Annotated in this window: 24 protein-coding genes; 12 read left to right on the top strand and 12 right to left on the bottom strand. The window is 71.1% G+C overall.

Features of this window, described 5'->3' with window-relative positions; genetic code table 11:
* Positions 1-89 precede the first annotated feature (89 nt).
* The 4 genes from lysS (at position 90) to JAN01S_RS11960 (ending at position 2,768) form a co-directional block, all read left to right on the top strand.
* Positions 90-1,541, top strand: coding sequence for a lysine--tRNA ligase (lysS, locus tag JAN01S_RS11975; RefSeq protein WP_084360213.1), 1,452 nt, complete (start codon positions 90-92; stop codon positions 1,539-1,541).
* Between the two features lies 1 nt (position 1,542).
* Positions 1,543-1,767, top strand: coding sequence for a hypothetical protein (locus tag JAN01S_RS11970; RefSeq protein ID WP_068318560.1), 225 nt, complete (start codon positions 1,543-1,545; stop codon positions 1,765-1,767).
* Between the two features lie 45 nt (positions 1,768-1,812).
* Positions 1,813-2,142, top strand: coding sequence for a histone-like nucleoid-structuring protein Lsr2 (locus JAN01S_RS11965; protein WP_068318597.1), 330 nt, complete (start codon positions 1,813-1,815; stop codon positions 2,140-2,142).
* 107 nt (positions 2,143-2,249) lie between these two features.
* Positions 2,250-2,768 carry a (2Fe-2S)-binding protein gene (locus JAN01S_RS11960; protein WP_068318557.1) on the top strand — a complete coding sequence of 173 codons (519 nt, stop codon included), beginning with the start codon at positions 2,250-2,252 and terminating at the stop codon, positions 2,766-2,768.
* 1 nt (position 2,769) lies between these two features.
* Here JAN01S_RS11960 and ligD (JAN01S_RS11955) read toward each other — a convergent pair whose 3' ends face one another.
* On the bottom strand, positions 2,770-3,657 hold the full coding sequence (ligD, locus tag JAN01S_RS11955) for a non-homologous end-joining DNA ligase (protein ID WP_068318554.1): 888 nt from the start codon (positions 3,655-3,657) through the stop codon (positions 2,770-2,772).
* On the bottom strand, positions 3,650-4,582 hold the full coding sequence (gene ligD, locus JAN01S_RS11950) for a non-homologous end-joining DNA ligase (protein WP_068318549.1): 933 nt from the start codon (positions 4,580-4,582) through the stop codon (positions 3,650-3,652). Before ligD (JAN01S_RS11950) ends, ligD (JAN01S_RS11955) begins: the two co-directional genes overlap by 8 nt.
* 105 nt (positions 4,583-4,687) lie before the next feature.
* On the opposite strand from ligD (JAN01S_RS11950), the gene JAN01S_RS11945 reads away from it, so the two are divergent.
* Genes JAN01S_RS11945 through JAN01S_RS11935 form a run of 3 tightly spaced genes read left to right on the top strand, consistent with a single transcriptional unit; the run spans position 4,688 to position 8,389 of the window.
* A complete protein-coding gene (locus JAN01S_RS11945; RefSeq protein ID WP_068318547.1) occupies positions 4,688-6,550 on the top strand; it encodes a hypothetical protein in 1,863 nt (620 codons plus the stop codon).
* A 32-nt stretch (positions 6,551-6,582) separates the two neighbouring features.
* Positions 6,583-7,551, top strand: coding sequence for a non-homologous end joining protein Ku (ku, locus tag JAN01S_RS11940; RefSeq protein WP_068318545.1), 969 nt, complete (start codon positions 6,583-6,585; stop codon positions 7,549-7,551).
* A 13-nt stretch (positions 7,552-7,564) separates the two neighbouring features.
* Positions 7,565-8,389: an Fpg/Nei family DNA glycosylase gene (locus JAN01S_RS11935; RefSeq protein WP_068318542.1), complete on the top strand. Its 825-nt coding sequence runs from the start codon at positions 7,565-7,567 to the stop codon at positions 8,387-8,389.
* Between the two features lies 1 nt (position 8,390).
* Here the strand turns inward: JAN01S_RS11935 and JAN01S_RS11930 are convergent, their stop codons facing one another.
* The gene (locus tag JAN01S_RS11930; protein WP_068318536.1) at positions 8,391-8,978 is read right to left on the bottom strand and encodes a flavin reductase family protein; all 588 of its coding nucleotides are present in this window, start codon (positions 8,976-8,978) and stop codon (positions 8,391-8,393) included.
* 88 nt (positions 8,979-9,066) lie between these two features.
* On the opposite strand from JAN01S_RS11930, the gene JAN01S_RS11925 reads away from it, so the two are divergent.
* From JAN01S_RS11925 to JAN01S_RS11915, 3 genes are all read left to right on the top strand, one after another.
* On the top strand, positions 9,067-9,708 hold the full coding sequence (locus tag JAN01S_RS11925; protein ID WP_169797222.1) for a DUF4328 domain-containing protein: 642 nt from the start codon (positions 9,067-9,069) through the stop codon (positions 9,706-9,708).
* Positions 9,705-10,010 carry an antibiotic biosynthesis monooxygenase family protein gene (locus JAN01S_RS11920; RefSeq protein ID WP_068318532.1) on the top strand — a complete coding sequence of 102 codons (306 nt, stop codon included), beginning with the start codon at positions 9,705-9,707 and terminating at the stop codon, positions 10,008-10,010. Before JAN01S_RS11925 ends, JAN01S_RS11920 begins: the two co-directional genes overlap by 4 nt.
* A 212-nt stretch (positions 10,011-10,222) precedes the next feature.
* Entirely contained in the window at positions 10,223-12,742 is a 2,520-nt protein-coding gene (locus tag JAN01S_RS11915; protein ID WP_068318531.1) for an ATP-dependent Clp protease ATP-binding subunit, read from the top strand.
* 190 nt (positions 12,743-12,932) lie between these two features.
* Here JAN01S_RS11915 and JAN01S_RS11910 read toward each other — a convergent pair whose 3' ends face one another.
* The 4 genes from JAN01S_RS11910 to JAN01S_RS11895 all read right to left on the bottom strand — a co-directional run bounded on the left by JAN01S_RS11910 (position 12,933) and on the right by JAN01S_RS11895 (position 14,955).
* Positions 12,933-13,517 (bottom strand): TIGR03086 family metal-binding protein, encoded by a 585-nt coding sequence (locus tag JAN01S_RS11910; RefSeq protein WP_084360210.1) that lies wholly within the window; start codon positions 13,515-13,517, stop codon positions 12,933-12,935.
* Positions 13,514-14,017, bottom strand: coding sequence for an SRPBCC family protein (locus JAN01S_RS11905; RefSeq protein WP_068318529.1), 504 nt, complete (start codon positions 14,015-14,017; stop codon positions 13,514-13,516). Before JAN01S_RS11905 ends, JAN01S_RS11910 begins: the two co-directional genes overlap by 4 nt.
* Positions 14,014-14,391: an ArsR/SmtB family transcription factor gene (locus tag JAN01S_RS11900; protein WP_068318528.1), complete on the bottom strand. Its 378-nt coding sequence runs from the start codon at positions 14,389-14,391 to the stop codon at positions 14,014-14,016. Before JAN01S_RS11900 ends, JAN01S_RS11905 begins: the two co-directional genes overlap by 4 nt.
* Positions 14,392-14,496: 105 nt before the next feature.
* Positions 14,497-14,955, bottom strand: a complete 459-nt coding sequence (locus tag JAN01S_RS11895; RefSeq protein WP_280513186.1) for a DUF305 domain-containing protein — start codon at positions 14,953-14,955, stop codon at positions 14,497-14,499.
* A gap of 37 nt (positions 14,956-14,992) precedes the next feature.
* Here JAN01S_RS11895 and JAN01S_RS11890 point away from each other — a divergent pair, with 37 nt between their 5' ends.
* A complete protein-coding gene (locus JAN01S_RS11890; protein WP_174522290.1) occupies positions 14,993-15,313 on the top strand; it encodes a hypothetical protein in 321 nt (106 codons plus the stop codon).
* Between the two features lie 57 nt (positions 15,314-15,370).
* The gene (locus tag JAN01S_RS11885) at positions 15,371-15,868 is read left to right on the top strand and encodes an amino-acid N-acetyltransferase (protein WP_068318518.1); all 498 of its coding nucleotides are present in this window, start codon (positions 15,371-15,373) and stop codon (positions 15,866-15,868) included.
* A 111-nt stretch (positions 15,869-15,979) separates the two neighbouring features.
* Here the strand turns inward: JAN01S_RS11885 and JAN01S_RS11880 are convergent, their stop codons facing one another.
* The 5 genes from JAN01S_RS11880 to JAN01S_RS11860 all read right to left on the bottom strand — a co-directional run.
* Positions 15,980-16,882: an iron-sulfur binding domain-containing protein gene (locus JAN01S_RS11880; protein WP_068318516.1), complete on the bottom strand. Its 903-nt coding sequence runs from the start codon at positions 16,880-16,882 to the stop codon at positions 15,980-15,982.
* Positions 16,879-18,066 (bottom strand): DUF5005 domain-containing protein, encoded by a 1,188-nt coding sequence (locus JAN01S_RS11875; RefSeq protein WP_068318514.1) that lies wholly within the window; start codon positions 18,064-18,066, stop codon positions 16,879-16,881. Before JAN01S_RS11875 ends, JAN01S_RS11880 begins: the two co-directional genes overlap by 4 nt.
* 1 nt (position 18,067) lies before the next feature.
* Entirely contained in the window at positions 18,068-19,144 is a 1,077-nt protein-coding gene (gene disA / locus JAN01S_RS11870) for a DNA integrity scanning diadenylate cyclase DisA (RefSeq protein ID WP_068318513.1), read from the bottom strand.
* A 9-nt stretch (positions 19,145-19,153) separates the two neighbouring features.
* Positions 19,154-20,551 (bottom strand): DNA repair protein RadA, encoded by a 1,398-nt coding sequence (gene radA / locus JAN01S_RS11865; RefSeq protein ID WP_068318511.1) that lies wholly within the window; start codon positions 20,549-20,551, stop codon positions 19,154-19,156.
* Between the two features lie 44 nt (positions 20,552-20,595).
* A partial coding sequence (locus JAN01S_RS11860) for an FAD-binding oxidoreductase (protein WP_280513185.1) occupies positions 20,596-21,365 on the bottom strand: 770 nt, incomplete at its 5' end.

Raw genomic sequence — 21,365 nt, 5'->3', positions numbered from 1 at the left:
TTCGGGCCCCGCGGAGGTCGCGGATATCGTGGTCTCCCGTGAGTGAGACGCCCAACGAGACCCCTGTCGACGACGAGCTGCCCGAGCAGATGCGCATCCGTCGCGCCAAGCGCGACCGACTCCTCGCCGACGGCACGGACGCCTACCCGGTCACCGTGGGGCGCACGCACTCCCTCGCCGACGTCGTGGCCGGGTGGGAGCACCTCGAGACCGGTGAGGAGACGCAGGACGTCGTCACCGTCGCCGGGCGCGTGATGTTCGTGCGCAACACGGGCAAGCTCGCCTTCGCCGCGCTGCAGGAGGGCATCGGGACCCGCCTGCAGGTCATGCTCTCGCTCGCCGAGGTCGGCGAGGAGTCGCTCGCGGCGTGGAAGTCCGACGTCGACCTCGGCGACCACGTCGCCGTCACCGGTCGGGTCATCCGCTCCCGCCGCGGCGAGCTGTCGGTCATGGCGACCTCGTGGGTCATGGCGTCCAAGGCGCTGCGCCCCCTGCCGGTGCTGCACAAGGAGCTGTCCGAGGAGGCGCGGGTGCGCCAGCGCTATGCCGACCTCGTCGTGCGCCAGGAGGCACGCGACATGGTGCGGCTGCGGGCCGGCATCGTGCGTGCCATCCGCGAGACGCTGCACGCCCGTCAGTTCATCGAGATCGAGACGCCCGTGCTGCAGCTGGTGCACGGTGGTGCGGCCGCACGTCCTTTCGACACCCACATGAATGCCTTCGACCAGAAGATGTCGCTGCGCATTGCCCTCGAGCTGCCGCTCAAGAAGGCGGTCGTCGGTGGCGTCGACCGGGTCTACGAGATGGGCCGCCTTTTCCGCAACGAAGGTGTCGACTCGACGCATTCTCCGGAATTCACCTCGCTCGAGGCATATGAGGCCTGGGGTGACCAGTTCACGATGGCCGAGCTGATCAAGGAATTGCACCTGGCCGCCGCCGACGTGGCCGGCACGCGCGTGGTGACCACGCCCGCCGGTGAGGTCGACCTCGGGGGTGAGTGGCGCTGGCTCTCCTTCTACGACGGGCTGAGCGAGGCCGTCGGCGAGCAGGTCGACGTCGAGACGCCGGTCGAGCGCCTGAGGGAGATCGCGGCGGCTAAGGGGGTCGAGGTCGACCCCTCGTGGGAGGCGGGCAAGACCGCCATGGAGCTGGTCGCCGAGCTCGTCGAGCCGACCTGCGTGCAGCCGACCTTCATCTGCGACTACCCGGCGATCGCGCAGCCGCTGGCGCGCCCGCACCGCGACAAGCCGGGCCAGATCGAGGCCTGGGACCTCTTCATCGGCGGGGTCGAGCGGGGCACCGCCTTTTCCGAGCTCATCGACCCGGTCATCCAGCGGGAGGTGCTCGAGGAGCAGTCCCGACGGGCGGCCGCGGGTGACGACGAGGCGATGCAGCTGGACGAGGACTTCCTGCGCGCGCTGGAGTTCGGTGCGCCGCCCATGGGTGGGCTCGGCCTGGGCATCGACCGCCTCATCATGCTCTTCACCGGCGCGGGGATCCGCGAGACCATCCTCTTCCCGCACCTGAAGCCCGAGGCCTGAGATGGATGTCATCGGTGAGTACTGGACCTATGCGGCGGCATTGTTGCCGACCGTCGGTGTGGCCTTTCTCTTCTACTGGATCATTCGCTACATGATCGAGGCGGATCGCAGTGAGCGAAAGGCCCTCGCGAAGTGGAATGCCGAGCAAAAGGCCGCCCGTGAGGAGAATGGATCCACGGCATCGGAGAAGGCTGTGGATGAAACGGGAGATTCGCCAAAAGAATGACTATCGTGGGGGCGTATTCAATTCCCTCAGCGATTGGACCTGACCATGGCACAGCGTGTGCAGATCATCCTCGAGGACGATCTCGACGGTGGTGACGCCACCGAGACCGTCACCTTCGGCCTCGACGGCGTGAACTACGAGATCGACCTCAACGACAAGAATGCCGCGGCCCTGCGCGACGCCCTCGCCGGGTACGTCGGTGCCGGCCGTCGCGTCTCCGGCCGCAAGAGCAGCGGCGGCTCGTCCGGCTCGCGATCCAGCAGCGGCGACCTGACCAAGATCCGCGAGTGGGCCCGGTCCAACGGCCACGAGGTCTCCGACCGCGGGCGCATCAGCCAGAAGGTGCGCGACGCCTACGCCAAGGCCAACGGCTGATCCACCCCACCACGGCCCCCGGGCTGCGCGAGGCCCTCGCGCCCCTGGACCGGGCCCTCGCCGTCCTCCAGGTCCGGGTCGCCGACCACGGTGACCCGGACCTCGGCGTGCCCCTGGCGCAGGCCCTGCAGATCGCGCCCGGGTGGATCGAGACCTATCGCGAGCTGACGATCGCGCAGTCGGGCACCGCCCCGCCGGGCATGCCGTCGGCCTTCGTCCTGCAGTACCTCATCGACCCGCTCGCCACGGTCGTCTCGGCCGCGGCGCGGCTGACCCCCTTCGTCCTGTCGACCGATCCGGGGCTGTGGTCGATCGGTCTGGACCCGACCTATCTCTACCCGGTCGCGGTGCAGGTGCGCCCGGGCGACCATCGCAGGGTCGAGGACGACGTCGAGCGGCTCGACGTGGCGTACGAGGCCTACGCCGCGACGGCGCGGGCCATCGCGACCGACCTGCCCTCGCCGACGAAGATGTCCAGCCTCCAGCGCCTCGGCATGGTCGAGGACATGTGGGAGATCTCGCTCGCCCGGCTGGCGGGCGCTCCGCCACCGGAGCGGCAGTCGTGCTGCCTGCTCTATGCGCTGCCCGGGTGCCAGCCCTGCGCGGGCTGCCCGCGACGGGACTGACTCAGCCCTCCAGCAGCGGCGCCAGCAGGTCCCCGTGCTCGTCGAGCCGTTCGAGCACCGTCTCGAAGTCCAGCTGGGTCAGCGCGTCGGCGTCCTGCGCGCCCGCCTCGATCTCGTCCCAGGAGCGCGGCGCGGCGACCCACGGGTCCTCGCGGCCGCGCATCGAGTACGGGCACACGGTCGTCTTGGCCGCGACGTTCTGGCTCCAGTCGAGGAAGACCTTGCCCGGGCGCAGGGTCTTGGTCATCTTCCACAGCACGAGGTCGGGGTGCTTGTGGGTCATCTCCTGCGCCAGCTGCTGCGCCAGGTCGCGCACCTGGTCGCTCGTCAGGTCGCCGCCCAGCCGCGCGTAGAGCTGCATCCCCTTGCTCCCGGACGTCACGGGGTACAGGTCCAGACCGAGCCCACCGAGGCGCTCGCGCAGCAGCAGCGCCACCCGCGCGCACTCGTGCAGCCCCGCGGGCTTGCCGGGGTCGAGGTCGATGACCAGCCGGTCGGGGTTGAGGCGCTCGCCGTCCTCGTCGACGCGCCACTGGGGCACGTGCAGCTCGATGCTGTTGAGGTTGATCAGGTAGGTCAGCTGGGCGAGGTCCTCGACGAGGGGATAGGTCACGTCGGAGACCTGCACGCGCGGCAGCCAGCTCGGTGCCCCGGAGGGCAGGTTCTTCTCGAAGAAGGACATGTCCTCCACTCCGTGCGGGAAGCGCATCCGCGTCACCGGACGGCCCGCGAGGTGCGCCAGCACCGTCTCCCCGGCCCGCGCGTAGTACGAGAGGATCTCTCCCTTCGTCGTCTCGGTGGCGGGGTACATGACCTTGTCGAGCGAGGACAGGCGCATCGTGCGCCCGCCGACCTCGACCCGGGTCACCGCTCCCTTGGACTCAGCCATCGCTGCCCTCCAGGTCCGTGGCGGTCAGGTCGGCGCGCAGGCGCTGATAGGACGGCTGGCGCAGGCGGCCACCGCTGCTGCGCCCCAGGCTCGCGACGTCGATGACGACCTGCGGGTCCACCCAGGTCGTGCCCGTCGCGTCCTCGCGCGGCACCTGGGTGACGAAGGGGGAGTCCGCTCGCTCCAGCGGACGCAGCCGCGTGAGCAGGCCGGCGCCGGCGCGCCCGGCCAGGCCGGACCCGACCCGTCCGACGAACTCCCAGCCCTGCGGACCGGGCTGGCCGACGAGCACGGAGCCGAGCCGTGAGCTGCCCATCTCGGGGCGCCAGCCACCGACGACGACGGAGACGGTGTCGCGGTGCGGGCGCTTGAGCCAGTCGGGGGAGCGCCGACCCGGGAGGTAGGGGGCGCTGCGGCGCTTGGAGACGATGCCCTCGAGCCCCTGCTCGGCGGTGGCCGCGAGGAGCTGCTCGCCGTCGTCGTGGGTGGCCGGCACCTGCCAGCGAGGTCCCTCGAGCTCCAGCTGCTCGAGCAGGGCCCGGCGCGCCGACCACGGCTGGGCCGTGAGGTCCTGACCGAGCAGGCGCAGCACGTCGAAGACCACGAAGGTGACCGGCCGGGCCACCGCAGCGCGGGCCGCCCGGCGCGGGTCGGAGATGTGCATCCGCTCTGCGAGCGCGCCGAAGGAAGGGCGGCCGTCGACGAGGGCGACGACCTCGCCGTCGAGGAGCATGTCGTCGAAGAGGTCGGCCAGCGGCACCAGCTCGGGGAAGGAGCTGGTGACATCACGCTCGGTGCGACTGGTCAGGGTCAGGCCCCCGCCCCGGGCGTCGGCGAGGACACGCATGCCGTCCCATTTGACCTCGTGGGCCCACTCCGGCCCGCAGGGGACCGTCTCGGTGTGGGTCGCGAGCATCGGGCGCATGGACCCATCCTGCCGTCGCACCCCGCCGGCAGCGATATCGTGGCCGGGGCAGCGGGGGCAGGGACCCGCGCCGCAGCAGCCACCAGCGTCAGGGAGGGGGTCCTCGTGAGGGGGGACCAGAGCGCAGAGCGCACCGTCGTCGTCATCGGGGAGGGGTCCCTCGGGGTGACGACCGCCGGCATGCTCGCCTCGGCCGCCATCCGCCGCGAGGGCTGGTCCCTGCTGGCGCAGGGGCCCCCGACGCACCCGGTGGCCCCGACGCCCCCGCCGGCCGCCGGCCGCGGCGGAGTGACCGTCGTGCACCGGCTCGCGCGCGGCAACCGCGAGCTCGTCATCGCGACCGCAGCGATCCCCTTGCACTGGGCGGAGGTCCTCGACCGCGCCGACCAGGTCGTCATCGCCACGACGACCGCGGACCACGAGTCCGCCGCCACGAAGCTCATGGCCCTGCGCGGCTGGGGCGGTGACGCCGCCGAGCTGGCCGCCGGCGCCGTCGTCGTGCTCACCAGGGCGGACCCGAGCCACCCGGCGCCGAGCGAGGTCGTCCCGCGGTTCAGGGGACTGGCCCGCTCGACGCTCGTCGTGCCCCACAGCACTGCGTCGTCGACCGACCCGCTGCAGCAGTCGACCGTGCCCCCGGCCGCCCGCACGGCCTGGGACGGAGTCATCCAGCTCGTCGGCCACGACGAGGTGTCCGAGGACGAGATGGACACCCAGCCGCGCATCGATGTGCGCGACCTCTTCGCCGGTGATCCCGGCGCGACCCCCGGCGCCGGCCACACCCCCTTCGCCCCGGCACGTCCGACCCGCCGGCGCGGCCGGTGGGCACTGCTCGCCGTCGCGGCGGCGCTCGTCGTGGCGCTGGCGGCGATCCCCTTCGTCCTCGCCGGTGGTCTGCCGTGGGGGCAGGACAGCGCCGGGACCTCCGAGCTGGCCCCGGTCGACCCGGTGCACGGGTGGACGAGCCAGGCCGAGTGGGTCTCCCCGGACATCGCCGCCGGGGGACTGCCGCCGACCGTGCTCGTCGCCGAGGGCACGGCGATCACGACGACCGGTGACGCGACGTCGCCGGACCTGATCGCGCTGTCGACCGCGGACGGTGAGGAGCTGTGGACCAGCCCGATCGACGGTGAGCTGACCGCGCCACCGCAGCTGATCTCGTGGCTGGACCAGCCGGCCGTCGTCGCCGCGACCGCCACCGACCTCTACCTGTGGACCGACCTGGCGTCCGCGGAGCGGGCGCCGTCGCCGCGGACCTGGAGCTTCACCGAGACGGGGATGCGGCTCGTGCCCGGCAGCCCCGTCCCCCTGCTCGCGAGCGAGGACACGCTCACCGCGCTCGTGCTGCACGACGGGTCCCTGCGTCGCCGGTCGACCCCCTCGGGCGGGCGCCCGATCGCGGCCGACTTCGAGGGGCGGGTGCTGTCCGTCGCCTCCACCGGCCACTGGTGGTCCTCCGACGCGGACGGGCAGCTGACCGACGGCAAGCTGCTCGCGCCGCCGTCGTACGGCTCGCTGCCGGGCGACATCCTCGGGGTCGCCGGCACGACCCTCGTCGTCAACTGGTCCCGCAACAACCGCACCACCCACCTGGCCGGCTACGACGTCATGGACCAGATGGACGAGACGTGGACCTCGACCGTCCCGGGGCGGGTGCGCATCGACGACTTCGACGTCGCGCCCGACGGGAAGTGGGCCACGGCCGGCACCGTCGCGCTCGACCTGGCGACGGGCACGGACAAGGACCTCGGCGACGACTGGCAGACGGTCGGGATGGCCGGTGACCGGGCATGGTCGCGCACCGACGTGACCGACCGGACCGGACGGACCACGCAGCTGCCGGAGCCCGTCGCCGACCCCGCCGGGGTGCCCGTCGCCGTCACCGGCACCGGCCTCGGGTTGATCGTCGCCTCGGAGGCCGGCGGACCGGCGCGCATCTACGCCTTGCGACCGGACCCCGACGCGTAGTCTGGACGCGACGCTCACCGGCAGGAGGACACATGCGAGCGATCTGGAAGGGCGCGGTCTCCTTCGGCCTGGTCAACGTGCCCGTGAGGCTGTACTCCGCGACCGAGAACCACGACGTCCAGTTCCGCCAGGTGCACCGCACCGACGGTGGTCGGATCCGCTACAAGCGCTTCTGCACCATCGACGGCGAAGAGGTCGCCTACGACGACATCGCCAAGGGCTACGAGACCGAGGACGGCAACATGATCGTCCTGACGGACGAGGACATGTCCGAGCTCCCGACGCGCAGCAGCAAGGAGATCAGCGTCGAGAAGTTCGTGCCCGAGGAGCAGATCGACCCGATGCTCCTCGACAAGAGCTACTACCTCGAGCCGGACAAGTCCGCGACCAAGCCCTATGTCCTGCTGCGTGAGGCGCTCGAGGTCCAGGGGCGCATGGCGGTCGTCACCGTCTCGATCCGCACCCGGATGACGATGGCCGTGCTGCGGGTGCGCGACGGCGTCATCGTCATGCAGACCATGCTGTGGCCCGACGAGATCCGGGCGGCCGACTTCGCGACGATCGAGGACCAGGAGGTCAGCGAGCGCGAGATGTCGATGGCCCGGATGCTCATCGACGAGCTCGCCGGTGACTACGACCCCGACGAGTACGAGGACGACTACGCGCAGGCCGTCGAGGCGCTCGTGCGCGCCAAGCTCGAAGGGGGCGAGGTCCAGCAGGTCGAGTCCGACGAGGAGGAGTCGGGCGAGGTCGTCGACCTGCTCGCCGCACTCGCCCGCTCGGTGGAGAAGGCCAAGGCCTCGCGCGGCGAGAGCTCCGAGCCGGCGACGAAGGCCCCGGCGAAGAAGTCCACCGCGAAGACTGCGACGAAGAAGGCCGCGGCGAAGAAGGCCCCCGCCACGAAGGCCGCGGCGAAGAAGACCGCCGCGAAGAAGTCGACGGCCAAGAAGGCTCCCGCCAAGAAGGCTCCCGCGAAGGCCACGAAGAAGAAGGCGAGCTGAGACTCCCTTCGTCATGCCCGAAGGCCACACCCTCCACCGCATCGCCCGCGACCTCCACGGCACCTTCGCCGGAGAGGTCGTCGAGGTGTCCTCACCGCAGGGCCGATTCGCCTCTGGCGCAGCGCTGCTCACCGACCACGAGCTGATCGAGGCGCGGGCGCACGGCAAGCACCTCTTCGTGGAGTTCGCCGGCGAGCGCGTCCTGCACGTGCATCTGGGACTCATCGGCACCTTCACCATCGACGCCGCGGCGTACGTGGGGGAGCGGCCGGTCATCGGGCAGGTGCGCTGCCGGATCGCGACCGAGGCGCACGTCGCCGACCTGCGCGGCCCGATGACGTGCGCCGTCATCACGCCCGAGCAGGAGGACGCGGTCCACGCCAAGCTCGGCCCGGATCCGTTGCGCGACAGCGACGGTGGGCCCGCGTGGGAGCGCATCCGGCGCTCGCGCAAGTCGATCGCGGCGCTGCTCATGGAGCAGGACGTGCTCGCCGGCGTGGGCAACGTCTACCGCTGCGAGGTCCTCTTCCGCCACCGGATCAACCCGGCGACACCGGGTGAGCGCCTCAAGCGCGCGTCGTGGGACCTCATCTGGACCGACCTGCGCCGTCTGCTGCCGCTCGGCGTCGCGACGAGTCGCATCGTCACCGTCGACGAGCAGGTCGAGCAGGTCGAGTCCGCCCTGGCGAAGGGGGAGGACGTGCACCTCGACGAGCGGACGAGCTTCGTCTACAAGCGCACCGGCGAGGCGTGCGTCGTGTGCGGGTCCACGGTGCGCGCCAAGGACGTGGCCGGGCGGACGCTCTACTGGTGCGGGAACTGCCAGCGACGCAGCTGAGTCAGGCCCGCTCGGGCCGCGTCAGGTGCACGACCTCGGGCGGCAGCCCCCACTCGTCCCGGCCCAGGCGCGACATCGGGCGCAGCGCCTCCATGCTCGGGTGGCCGTCGACGAGGGCCTCGTCCGCGACGGTGATCGCGAGGACGTCGCCGAGCACGAGGTGGGAGTTGCCGAGCTTGATGCTCGAGTGCAGCCGGCACTCGGTGGAGGCGGGCGAGTCCGCGACGCGCGGCACGGGGACGAGGGCGCTCGGCTCGAGGTGGAGCCCGAGCGTCTCGGCCTCGTCGACGTCCGGGTCGAAGGGGGCGCTGCTCGCGTTGGCGAGCTCGGCGAGGTCCGCGCTCACGAGGTTGACGACGAAGTGCCCGGTGGCCAGCACGTTGCGCAGGGTGTCCTTGCGGCCGACGGACGCGAAGCTGACGATCGGCGGCCGGGCGCAGGCGACGTTGAAGAAGGAGTGCGGGGCGAGGTTGCCGACGCCGTCCGACCCGAGACTCGTGATCCACGCGATCGGGCGGGGCACGACCACGGAGGTGAGCAGCGCATAGGCGTTGGTGTCGGGGTCCTTCACGTCGAAGACGGTGCGCATGTGCGCCAGCGTAGGCACGCCGCGCGTTGTCCACAGGTGGCGCGGCACTCCGCTGCGGCAGGAGCGACGGCTCCCTAGCGTCGGGGACATGACGACACACCTGGGTCCCGCAGCCGTCCACCCTCACTCGTCGGCGGCCCCACAACCGGCGCCCGTCGGTCTGGCGATCACGACGCAGATCGTCGCGGCGACGTGGATGGTGCTGGCCGTGGCCCGCGCCATCGTGGGGGCCGTCGCGGTGAGCAGCGTGACCGGTGGGCGCGTGGACCCCGAGTTCGCCTTCTTCCTCGTCGACGCGCTCGCCGGGGTGTTGGGGCTCGTCCAGCTCCTGGCCCTGATCTTGGGCGGCCTGTGGCTGTACCTCTTCGTCGTTGCCGCTCGTGAGATCAACCGGGAGGCGTGGCACGAGCGCGCGGCCTACTGGGGTCCCCTTGGCTGGATCGCGCCCATCGTGAATCTCTGGTTTCCCTACCAGGTGGTGCGCGACGGAGCAGCTGCCGTGGGTCTTCGATCGCGAATGCTTCCGTGGTGGTGGGCCGGGTGGATCAGCCTCTCCGTGCTCGCCCTCGTGGAGGGCGTGGTGCTGTCCTCATCGCCCTACGACCTGTCCCCGTGGGTCATCTCGATGGCCGTCCTGGCCGTGCTGACGGTCGTCACCGGCGTGCTGTGGATCGTGATCGTGCGGTCCATGACCGCTGCTGCGAGGGCTGCGACTACGGTCAGGACATGAGCATCGTGAAGATCAACGCCATCAGCGTCCCCGAGCAGGGTCGTGAGGAGCTCGAGCGTCGCTTCGCCGCTCGCCAGGGCACGGTCGACAGTGCGCCCGGGTTCGAGGGATTCCAAGTGCTGCGCCCGACCGAAGGGGGCGACCGCTACTTCGTCGTCACCCGGTGGGCCGACGAGGAGTCCTTCGCCGCGTGGCGTGACGGTGACGCCCGCGCGGCCCACGCCGGGGAGGGCAAGAAGCCGGTGGCGACCGGCGCCGAGCTGCTCGGATTCGACGTCGTCATCGACGTCCCCGCGCCCTGATCTCGAGGCTTCGGCCGCGGACGGCCTGCGCACCTCGATCAACGAGATCGCTCGTATCCGTCCGCTGAGAGCGAACAGGGGGTGACCCCCTTCGCCTCATGGAACAGGGTCGGGGGTACCGGCGTTGTGACCCGTGAGAGGCTCGCCCCCCGGCTCTGGGGGCGGGCACGGTTAGCATCGAGGTCTGAGCACCACGTGAAGGGGAAGATCCCATGTTCGAACGGTTCACCGACCGGGCCCGCCGGGTCGTCGTCCTCGCCCAGGAGGAGGCGCGCCTCCTCAACCACAACTACATCGGCACCGAGCACATCCTGCTCGGCCTGATCCACGAGGGCGAAGGGGTGGCCAGCAAGGCCCTCGAGTCGCTCGGCGTCTCCCTCGACGCCGTCCGTGAGCAGGTCCAGGACATCATCGGTCCCGGCCAGCAGGCGCCGTCGGGGCACATCCCCTTCACCCCGCGCGCGAAGAAGGTCCTCGAGCTCTCCCTGCGTGAGGCCCTGCAGCTCGGCCACAACTACATCGGCACCGAGCACATCCTGCTCGGCCTGATCCGTGAGGGCGAGGGCGTGGCCACCCAGGTCCTCGTCAAGCTCGGCGCGGACCTCGGTCGGGTGCGCCAGACCGTCATCCAGCTGATCTCCGGCTACCAGGGCGGCAAGGAGGGGCAGGCCGCCGGCGTCGGTGCCGGTGCGGGCCCCGCCGAGGGGCAGCCCGCCGGCTCCCTCGTGCTCGACCAGTTCGGTCGCAACCTGACCCAGGCCGCCCGTGAGGGCCAGCTCGACCCGGTCATCGGTCGCCAGCAGGAGATCGAGCGCGTCATGCAGGTGCTCTCGCGCCGCACGAAGAACAACCCGGTCCTCATCGGTGAGCCCGGGGTCGGCAAGTCGGCCGTCGTCGAGGGCCTCGCCCAGGACATCGTCGACGACAACGTGCCCGAGCCGCTCAAGGACAAGCAGCTCTACACGCTCGACCTCGGCTCGCTCGTCGCTGGCAGCCGCTACCGCGGTGACTTCGAGGAGCGCCTGAAGAAGGTGCTCAAGGAGATCAAGACGCGCGGCGACATCATCCTCTTCATCGACGAGATCCACACGCTCGTCGGTGCGGGTGCCGCCGAGGGCGCCATCGACGCCGCGAGCATCCTCAAGCCGATGCTCGCCCGCGGTGAGCTGCAGACCATCGGTGCCACGACGCTCGACGAGTACCGCAAGCACATCGAGAAGGATTCGGCGCTGGAGCGTCGCTTCCAGCCGATCCAGGTCGCCGAGCCGTCGCTGCCGCACGCCATCGAGATGCTCAAGGGGCTGCGCGACCGCTACGAGGCCCACCACAAGGTGACCATCACCGACCCGGCGATCGTCGCGGCGGTCACGATGGCCGACCGCTACATCAACGACCGCTTCCTCCCGGACAAGGCGATCGACCTCATCGACGAGGCGGGCGCGCGCCTGCGCATCCGCCGGATGACGGCTCCGCCGGAGCTGAAGGAGTTCGACGACAAGATCGCCAAGGTGCGCCTCGAGAAGGAGTCGGCCATCGACGGCCAGGACTTCGAGAAGGCCGCCGGTCTGCGCGACGACGAGAAGAACCTGCTCAACGAGAAGGCCAAGCGCGAGGCCGAGTGGAAGGCCGGCGACATGGACGTCGTCGCCGAGGTCGACGAGGAGCTGATCGCCGAGGTGCTCGCCGCCTCGACCGGCATCCCCGTCTTCAAGCTCTCCGAGGAGGAGTCGACGCGTCTGCTCAACATGGAGCAGGAGCTGCACAAGCGGGTCGTCGGCAACGACGACGCGATCAAGGCGCTCTCGCAGGCCATCCGTCGCACCCGCGCCGGCCTGAAGGACCCGCGTCGCCCCGGCGGCTCGTTCATCTTCGCCGGCCCGACCGGTGTGGGTAAGACCGAGCTGGCCAAGGCGCTGTCGGAGTTCCTCTTCGGCGACGAGGACAGCCTCATCACGCTCGACATGTCGGAGTACTCGGAGAAGCACACGGTCAGCCGTCTCTTCGGCTCGCCCCCCGGCTACGTCGGCTACGACGAGGGTGGCCAGCTGACGGAAAAGGTCCGCCGCAAGCCCTTCTCCGTGGTCCTCTTCGACGAGGTCGAGAAGGCCCACCCGGAGATCTTCAACTCGCTGCTGCAGGTGCTCGAGGACGGCCGCCTCACCGACTCGCAGGGTCGGATGGTCGACTTCAAGAACACGGTCATCATCATGACGACCAACCTCGGCACCCGGGACATCTCCAAGGGCGCGATGGGCTTCACCTCCGGCACCGACCAGCGCACGGACTACGAGCGCATGAAGGCCAAGGTCACCGACGAGCTGAAGAACCACTTCCGCCCGGAGTTCCTCAACCGCGTGGACGACACGATCGTCTTCCCGCAGCTGAGCCCGGAGGAGATCGTGCAGATCGTCGACCTGGAGGTCGCCAAGCTCGACAAGCGGCTCAAGGACAAGGACATGGGCATCGAGCTCACGCCCGCGGCCAAGGAGCTGCTCGCCAAGCGCGGCTACGACCCGGTGCTCGGCGCGCGTCCGCTCAAGCGGACCATCCAGCGCGAGATCGAGGACGTGCTCTCGGAGAAGATCCTCTTCGGCGAGCTCACGGCCGGCGAGATCGTGGCGGTCGACGTCGAGGGCGAGGGCAAGGAAGCGGTCTTCACCTTCCACGGCGCGCCCAAGGTCGGCGAGCTCGACATCCCGCTCGTCGAGGCGGGCGACGGCTCCGCGGACTGATTGCTCCGCTCCCGGGGAGTTCGCGCAGCGAGCGCCTCGAGGGGACGAAGGGGAGGTGGCCAGATCACTGGCCACCTCCCCTTCGTCATGCCCGCCGGATACGAACTACTGCCGGCTGCACTTCGTATCGTCGGCCGTAGGTCGAGCCACGGCTGGCGATACCAGGTGGTGCCGGCAGTAGTTCGTCGGATCACCGGCCGGGCGGCGCCCACCTCGGGTCGCGCCCGATGAAGGCCAGGAACTCCTCCTGCACCGTCGCGCCCTCCGGCACCGGCTGCTGCTCGCCGAACTGGCCCGATCCGCGGATCGTCTCCTCCATGGCCCGCATCCCGTCGAGGGCATCGGCGATGAACTGCTCGTCGAGCCGGTCGTCCTGACCCGTGGCCCGGGCGAGGTCCCAGGTGTGGAAGACGACGTCGCTGGTGAAGAACTGGTCGATCATCCGCGGCAGTGGCAGCCGTCCGATGTGCTCGTGGGCGAAGACGATCTCCTCGCTCGCCGGGTCGTCGAGGAGGCGGCGCAGCTGCTCGTCGACCGAGGTCCACGCGCCGACCGGGTCGTCCTCGGCCGACGGTCCGGGCTCGAGCCGGACCGGCGACCCGGCGGCCAGCAGGGCCGGCAGCCACGTCGTCAGGTGGCCGACGACGTCCCGGGCCCGCCACTGCGCGACCGGCGTCGGCGCGTCCCAGTCGTCGGTGCCCCGCACCCGGTCGGCGAAGGTGTCCGCCGCGGACCGGTAGCGGTCCGCGACCGACATCCCGGAGAGTGCGCTCACGCGATCTCACCCGCCTCGAGCATCCTGTCGAGCGCGGCGTAGCCCTCGTTGACGCCGACCTCCATGCCGGAGGCGAGCATCATCTCGCGCGCCTCGAAGGTGCCGACGAGCGAGTGGCCGTGCACCCGCGTCCAGCCGTCGCCGAGGTCCTCGAAGGTCATCGTCTCGAGCGAGACCCCTTCGGGGAATCCCTCGAAGGTGAAGGTCTGCACGATGCGCTCGGGGGAGACCTCGTGGAAGCTGCCGTGGAAGCCGTACTCCTCGTCGCCGCGGGTGTTGAGGAAGCGGTAACTGCCGCCGGTGCGCGCGTCCCAGTGGTCGATGACGGTGCCCACGGAGTCGGGACCGACCCACTTCGCGTAGACCTGCGGGTCGGTGTGCGCGGTGAACAGCTGCGCCGGCGTCGCCTTGAAGTCGCGGGTGATGCGGATGACGGGGACCTCGGGGTCGGCCTCGATGGTCGCGGTGGTGATGTGCTGGGTCGTGGTCTGGTCGTTCATCGGTCTGCTCCTGTGGTGTCGGACGTGCCTGTCGTGGTGTCGGACGAAGGGAGGTCCGCCAGGGCCTCCTCGAGGCGGGCCATGCGGTGCTCGGCCCGTCGTTGGTGCCGGTCGATCCAGTCGGTCATCAGACCCAGGGCCTCACGCTCGAGGTGGACCGGTCGGCGTTGTGCCTCCCGCCGCCGGGTGACCAGCCCGGCCTCCTCCAGGACCTTGAGGTGCTTGCTGACGGCCTGGAGGCTGATGTCGTAGGGGGCGGCGAGGTCGTTGACGGTGGCGTCACCGACCGTGAGGCGGGCGACGATGTCCCGCCGGACCGGGTCGGAGAGCGCGGCGAAGGCCCGGGAGAGTCGGTCCTCGGGGTGGCCCTTCATCGCGAACTCCTTAATCAACCAATCGGTTGAATACAAAGTTAGACCTGGCCGCGGGCGGGGTCAAGAGGGGATCTCGCCGATGTGCTGCGTCGACCGGGGGAGGGCTCAGAGGCGCGTGCGCATCGCCTTCATCTGGGTGATCTGCTTGCTCTGCGTCACGTGGATCTCGTCACCGAGCTCGCCGGTCCGCTCGTCGGCGCCCTTGTCTCCCAACGTCGTACACATCTTCAGGGCGCCCTCGTGGTGGTCGATCATCAGGTCGAGGTAGAGCCGGTCGACGTCCGCGCCCTTCGCTCGTGACAGCTCGTCCAGCTCCGCCTGCGTCGCCATGCCCGGCATCGAGTGGTGGGAGTGGCCGGAGCGGGAGCCGAGCGTGGGGTTGGTCGCCTCGACCGGCACCTTTTCACCCCACGAGCGCAGGGTCGTCGCCATGCCGCGCATCTCGGGCTTCTGCTCGTCACGGATGCGGTCGGCGATCCCGCGGACCTTGCTGTCGGTGAGCCGGCCCTTGACGATGTCGCCCATCACGACGGCCTGCGCGTGGTGGACGATCATGTCCTGCAAGAAGGTGACGTCCGCGTCGTTGTGCGAACTCGATGGCGTGGCAACCGCTGAGGTGCCCGTCAGGGTGCTGTTCGGCTCGCCGGGGGTGCCCGGTTGCAGGACGGGGGCGTCCGGTGAGGTGGCGGAGGGCCGGCTGGGCTCGCCGCCGCTGGGCTACTTCGAGCGCGGTCCGCTGCCGGAGGACGAGGGCATCGGTGGCACCTGGTCGACGTACTACTACAACGGTCACCTCTACTCCTCGGACATCGCCCGCGGGTTCGACGTGCTGAAGTTCATGGACCCCGCCACCAAGCGGGCCGACAGCATCGTCATGGACGAGTTCAACGCGCAGTCCCAGCCGAGGTACTCGGTGCGGTGATCCCCCCTTCGTCCTGCCTGCGCCCTCGCCACCGCGGCGGGGGCGTAGGTTTGTCCGGTGACCCTGACCATCCGCCGCGCGCGCACCGGCGACGTGCGCGCCATCCGCGACCTCGTCGCGCCCCTCGCCGAGCGTCGCGTCCTCGTCAGCAAGGACACGGTCGCCTACTACGAGGGGCTGCAGGAGTTCCGCATCGCGGAGGCCGACGGTCGGGTCGTCGGGTGCGGTGCCCTGCACGTCATGTGGGACGACCTCGCCGAGATCCGCACCCTCGCCGTCGCCGACGACCACCTGGGGAAGGGGGTCGGTGGCGCCCTCCTCGAGGCGCTCGCCCAGGACGCCGTCGAGCTCGGTGTCGAGCGGCTGTTCTGCCTGACCTTCGAGGTCGACTTCTTCACCCGGCACGGGTTCAGCGAGATCGAGGGCCAGGCGGTCGATCCGGATGTCTACGTCGAGCTCCTGCGCTCCTACGACGAGGGCGTCGCGGAGTTCCTCGACCTCGAGCGGGTCAAGCCCAACACCCTCGGCAACACCCGGATGCTCCGCCAGCTCTGAGCACCCCGACCGCGCATCTGCCCGGGGAAATGCGCGCTCGGGCGCGCATCTGCCCGGGGAAATGCAACCTCTTGACATCGAGATACCGCATTGCCGTAGGGCAATGCGGTCTCAGGACGGAAGGGAGTAGCGGGCGCCGGGGAGCGGCTCGACGAGGCCGTCGTCGACGAGTCCGCCCAGGCAGCGTTCGACCTTGGTCTCGTCCTGCGGCCACGCGGCCGCGAGGTCGGTGCGCGTCAGCGGGTCCGGGCTCTCGCGCAGCAGCTGGACGATCCGACCGCGCACCTGGCGGTCGGTCCCGTGCCACGCCTGACCTCGCCGGGCGGGGCCGTCGTGCGCGGGACGCCCGTCGAGCTGCCACCGGCACAGGTGGGCGACCGGGCACTCGTCGCACCGCGGGGCACGGGCCGTGCACACCAAGGCGCCGAGCTCCATCGACGCGGCATTCCACCGGTTGGCCCGGTCCGGGTCCCGCGGCATCGAGGCATGCGCCAGGCGCATCTCGGCGGCCGTGAGCGCGGGTGCCGGGTACTCGGTGCCGGCGACGGTGCGGGCGAGCACCCGTCGCACATTGGTGTCGACGACCGTCTGCGGGTCGGCGAAGGCGAAGGAAGCCACGGCCGCGGCCGTGTAGGGCCCGACGCCCGGCAGGGCGAGCAGGGCGTCGTGGTCCCGGGGGACCGCACCCTCATGCTCCTCGACCATGACCCGTGCCGACTCCCACAGGCGCAGCGCCCGGCGCGGGTACCCGAGCCGGTCCCACATGCGCACCGCCTCACCGGGCGAGTCGGCCGCCAGGTCGGCCGGCGTGGGCCAGCGCTCGAGCCAGCGCTCCCACACCGGCTGCACCCGGGCGACGGGCGTCTGCTGGGACATCACCTCGGACAGGTAGATCCCCCACGGCGAGCAGTCGGGGTCACGCCACGGCAGGTCACGCCCGTGGCGGTCGTACCACTCGAGGACAGCGGTGTGCAGGGCCTCGCCCGCCGCCCCGGACGTCGGGCGGCGGCTCACGGCAGCTCGATCTCCGCGAAGTGCGGACGGTAGAGCTCGGGGTGGGTGTAGAAGGGGGCGCGCTTCTTGGGCGCCTCGCTCCACGAGATGAGCAGACGGCCGGATGCGGTCTCGAAGTCGGGGTGCACGAGCGGGGCGTACCGGCGGATCTTCGTGTCGTTGGCCAGGGGCCGGATGCGGTGCTTGGTCCAGGGCCCGGTCACCTCGTCCGCCTTCCAGACGCTCAACCAGGCACCGTGGTAGTCGCCCTCCTTGCTCACGGCGTACCAGCTGCCGTCACGCTCGAGCACGCCGAGGACGTGCGAGACGCCGCTGTGGGGGCTGATGAGCTCGGCGGCCTCGCCCTGCGCGGCGGTCCGGTCACCGGTGACCCACGAGGACCCGTCCCAGTACTGCCACGCGTCCGGGTCGCCGAGGTCGTCGGGTCGGCTGCGGGCGACGTGCAGGGCCCAGCCGGCGGTCGACTTGTCGGCATTGCTCGCCGTGCCGAAGACGTAGGTCCACGACCCGGAGTCCCACATCGAGGCGCCCCACGTCGGCACCCGCGGGTCGGTCGAGCGCTCGCCGATCGGCTCGTGCGAGACCAGGCGCGGCATGCGGTTGGTGGGGACCTCGAAGACGGCGAGGTTGGAGCCGCTCGTCTGGAAGGAGTCGGTGCCCTTGACCGTCACCGTCGCCGTGATCATCTGCACCACGGTCCCGCCCTCGACCTCGGTGGCGCGCATCGACATCGGCCAGTAGCCGAGCCTGCCGTCGCTGGGGATGACCGGTCCGTCGTGCTCGGTGGCCATGGGCTTGACGCAGGCGCCGTTGGAGACGAGCACCGAGTTGCGCACCATGAAGGGCTCCACGACGTCGGTGTCGCGGATGGTGTCGCCGTAGGCGTACATCCGTCGCCCGTCGGCGAGGGCGACGGAGTCGCCGTGGTCGGCGCCCTCGAGGGTCGGTACGCCGTCGAGCTGGTCCATGAGGGCGTTCATGCCCGCGGCGTCCACCGGGGTGGGCTCGGCGCAGGGGCTCCCGAGCTCGGTGCCCTCGGTGCGCAGTGGCTCGCCCTCGGGGGTGGGCCCGAGATCGGCGGCGCTGGAGACCGCCGCCTCGACCTGCTCGGTGTAGGTCCACCCGAACCAGGCTCCGAGCACCACGAGGCTCCCGGCGAGCCAGTTGACGAGGAACCGCGTCATGTCACACGTAGCGCTCGAGGATCGAGGACTCGGCGAGGCGCGACAGGCCCTCGCGCACGGTGCGGGCGCGCAGCTCGCCGACGCCGTCGACCGCCATCAGGTCGTCGATGCCGGCGGCGAGCAGACGCTGCAGCGACCCGAAGTGCTCGACGAGACGCTCGACGATCGAACCCGGCAGGCGCGGGATCTTGCCGAGGATGCGCAGCCCGCGGGGGCTGACCGACGCGTCCAGCGACTCGCCGACGATGGCGAAACCCAGCGTCTTGGCCACGTGCCCGAGGTCGAGCAGCTCGGTGGCATCGAGCGCGGAGAGGTTGTCGAGGACCTGCGCGCTCGAGCCGACCGCGCCCTCGGGGTCGAGGTAGTCGAGGATCACGGCGCTGAGGTCCTCGTCGAGCCCCGCGGTCAGCTCCTCGAGCTGCAGCGTGAGGAGCCGACCGTCGATGCCGAGCTCGAGGACGTACTCGGCGATCTCGGCGTGGATGCGCCGGACCATCTCCAGCCGCTGCAGCACGACCGCGACGTCGCGGACGGTGACCAGGTCCTCGATCTCGAGGGCGGACAGCGTGCCGGTCACCTCGTTGAGCCGGTTGGTGTAGCGCTCGAGCGTCTGCATCGCCTGGTTGGCCTGGGAGACCAGCTCGGTCGTCGTGCGCAGCACGTGGCGGCGCCCGCCGACGTACAGGGCGATGATGTGCATCGACTGGCTCACCGAGACGACCGGGTGCCCCGTCTGCCGGGCGACGCGCTCGGCGGTGCGGTGCCGGGTGCCGCTCTCGATTGTCTCGATGCTCGGGTCGGGCACGAGCTGGACGGCCGCCTTGAGGATGCGCGAGACGCCCGAGTCGACGACGACCGCGCCGTCCATCTTGGCCAGCTCCCGCAACCGGGTCGCGGAGAACTCGATGTTGACGTCGAAGCCGCCCGTGCACAGCGACTCCACGAGCTTGTCGTGGCCGAGGACGATCAGCGCGCCGGTGTTGCCGCGCAGGATCCGCTCGAGCCCGTCGCGCAGCACGGAGCCCGGCGCGACCGCGGCAAGGGTCGTGCGGAACAGCTCATCATCCAGGTCGGCCACGGCGTGAGTCTAAGGCGTCGGGGTCGGGACGAGGTGGGGACGAGTGCGACGACGTCGCGCCTCGGTGATGGCCGAGGCCACGTCGACGACCTCGACGACCTCCATCCCCTGCGGTGCAGGGGAGTCCGCGAGCGCCCCCTTGGGCACGAGCGCGGTGCGGAAGCCGAGCCGCGCCGCCTCGGTCAGGCGCCGGCCCACGCCCACGGCCGGCCGCACCTCCCCGCTCAGCCCGACCTCGCCCAGCGCGAGCAGGTCGTGCGCGATCGGCTCGTCGAGGACCGCGCTCGCGATGGACACGGCGACCGCGAGGTCGCTCGACGGCTCGGTGATGCGCACCCCGCCGACGCTCGAGACGTAGGTGTCCTGGTTGCCGATCGGCGCTCCGGCGCGCTTGTCGAGGACGGCGATGATCATCGCGAGCCGGCCGCTGTCGAGGCCGACATTGGCCCGCCGCGGGGTCGGGATCTGCGAGGGACTGACGAGGGACTGCACCTCCACGACGAGCGGTCGCCTCCCTTCGAGCGTCACGGTCGCGCACGTGCCGGGCACGTTGATGTGGCGACTGGACAGGAAGAGCCCGCTCGGGTCGCTCAGGCCGATGATCCCGCCGTCGGACAGGTCGAAGCAGCCCACCTCGTCGGTCGGCCCGAAGCGGTTCTTCACCGCCCGCACCAGCCGCAGGCGCGAGTGCCGGTCGCCGTCGAACTGGACGACGACGTCGACGAGGTGCTCGAGCACCCGCGGGCCGGCGATCGAGCCGTCCTTGGTCACGTGGCCCACGAGGAGCATGGCGAAGCCGGCGGTCTTGGCCGCCTGGATGAGCGAGCCGGCGACCTCGCGGACCTGGCCGACATTGCCCGCGGCCCCGTCGACCTCGGTCGAGGCGATGGTCTGGACGGAGTCGACGACGACCAGGTCGGGACGCACCTGCTCGATCTGCGCGAGCACGGTCGCCAGGTCGGTCTCGGAGGCGAGGTAGAGCCCGTCGGTCACGGCGTCGATGCGCTCGGCCCGGCCGCGCACCTGGGCCGCCGACTCCTCACCGCTGACGTAGAGCACGCGTCGCTGCTCACCGACCCGCGCGGCGACGTCGAGGAGCAGGGTCGACTTGCCGATCCCCGGCTCGCCGGCGACGAGCACGACCGACCCCGGGACGACACCCCCGCCGAGCACCCGGTCGAACTCCGGCACACCCGTGCCCCGGTGGCTCGCCTGCTGCCCGTCGACCTCGCGGATCGGCACCGCCGGTCGCTCCACCCGCGCCGCCGCGAGGGTGCGGGTCGTCGGCCCACCGACCTCGTCGATGCTGCCCCATGCCTGGCACTCGCCGCACCGGCCGACCCACTTGACCGTCGTCCAGCCGCACTCACCGCAGCGGTAGCACGGTCCGCCCTTCTTCGTCGCCATGCGCACAACCTATGCGCCGCCTCCGACACCGCCGGGCGGCCGGCTCACAGGTCGGCGAACATCTTCCCGGGGTTGAGGATCCCCAGCGGGTCGAGGGCGGCCTTGACGGCGCGGTGCACCGCGCGATTGCCCTCGTCGAGCTCCCGCGCCAGCCAGCGCCGCTTGAGGTGGCCCACGCCGTGCTCGCCGGTGATCGTGCCGCCGAGCTCCAGCCCGACCTGCATGATCCGGTCGAAGGCCTCGTCGGCGCGCGCGACCTCATCCGGGTCCGAGGTGTCGAAGAAGATCGACGGGTGGGTGTTGCCGTCGCCCGCGTGCGCGACCACGGCGACCGTCAGGCCGGTCTCGGCGGAGATCTCGTCGAGCCGGTCGTAGAACTCCGGGAGCCGGTGCCGCGGGAGGCACACGTCGTCGAGCAGCTGGCCGCCGCCGTGGGACTGCGCGTGGTGCTCGTAGGCGGGCTGGGCCATCCGCCGGGCGGCGACGAGCGCCGCACTGTCGGTGGGGTCCTCGGAGAAGACGACGTCGATCGCCTCGTGGGCCTCGGCGAAGCCGGCGAAGGCCTCCACCTCCGCCCGCGCGGCCGCCGGACTGCCGCTGCCGTCGGACTGCATGAGCAGCATCGCCCCGGCGTCCGCGTCGAGCCCGACGTCGCGGTAGGCGTTGATCATCCGCAGCGTCGTGCCGTCCATCGACTCCAGCAGCGACGGCTGCGCGCCCGAGGCCATGAGGTCGGCGACCGTGGCCGCCGCGTGCCGGACGTCGGCGAAGGTGGCCACGGCCGTGAGCGGCTCGGGCAGCGCGGGCACGAGCC

The organism is Janibacter anophelis NBRC 107843, assembly GCF_001570945.1.
Taxonomy (GTDB): Bacteria; Actinomycetota; Actinomycetes; order Actinomycetales; family Dermatophilaceae; genus Janibacter; species Janibacter anophelis.
The sequence above is the reverse complement of the archived record's forward strand: the minus strand, read 5'-3'. Positions and strand labels throughout refer to the sequence as shown.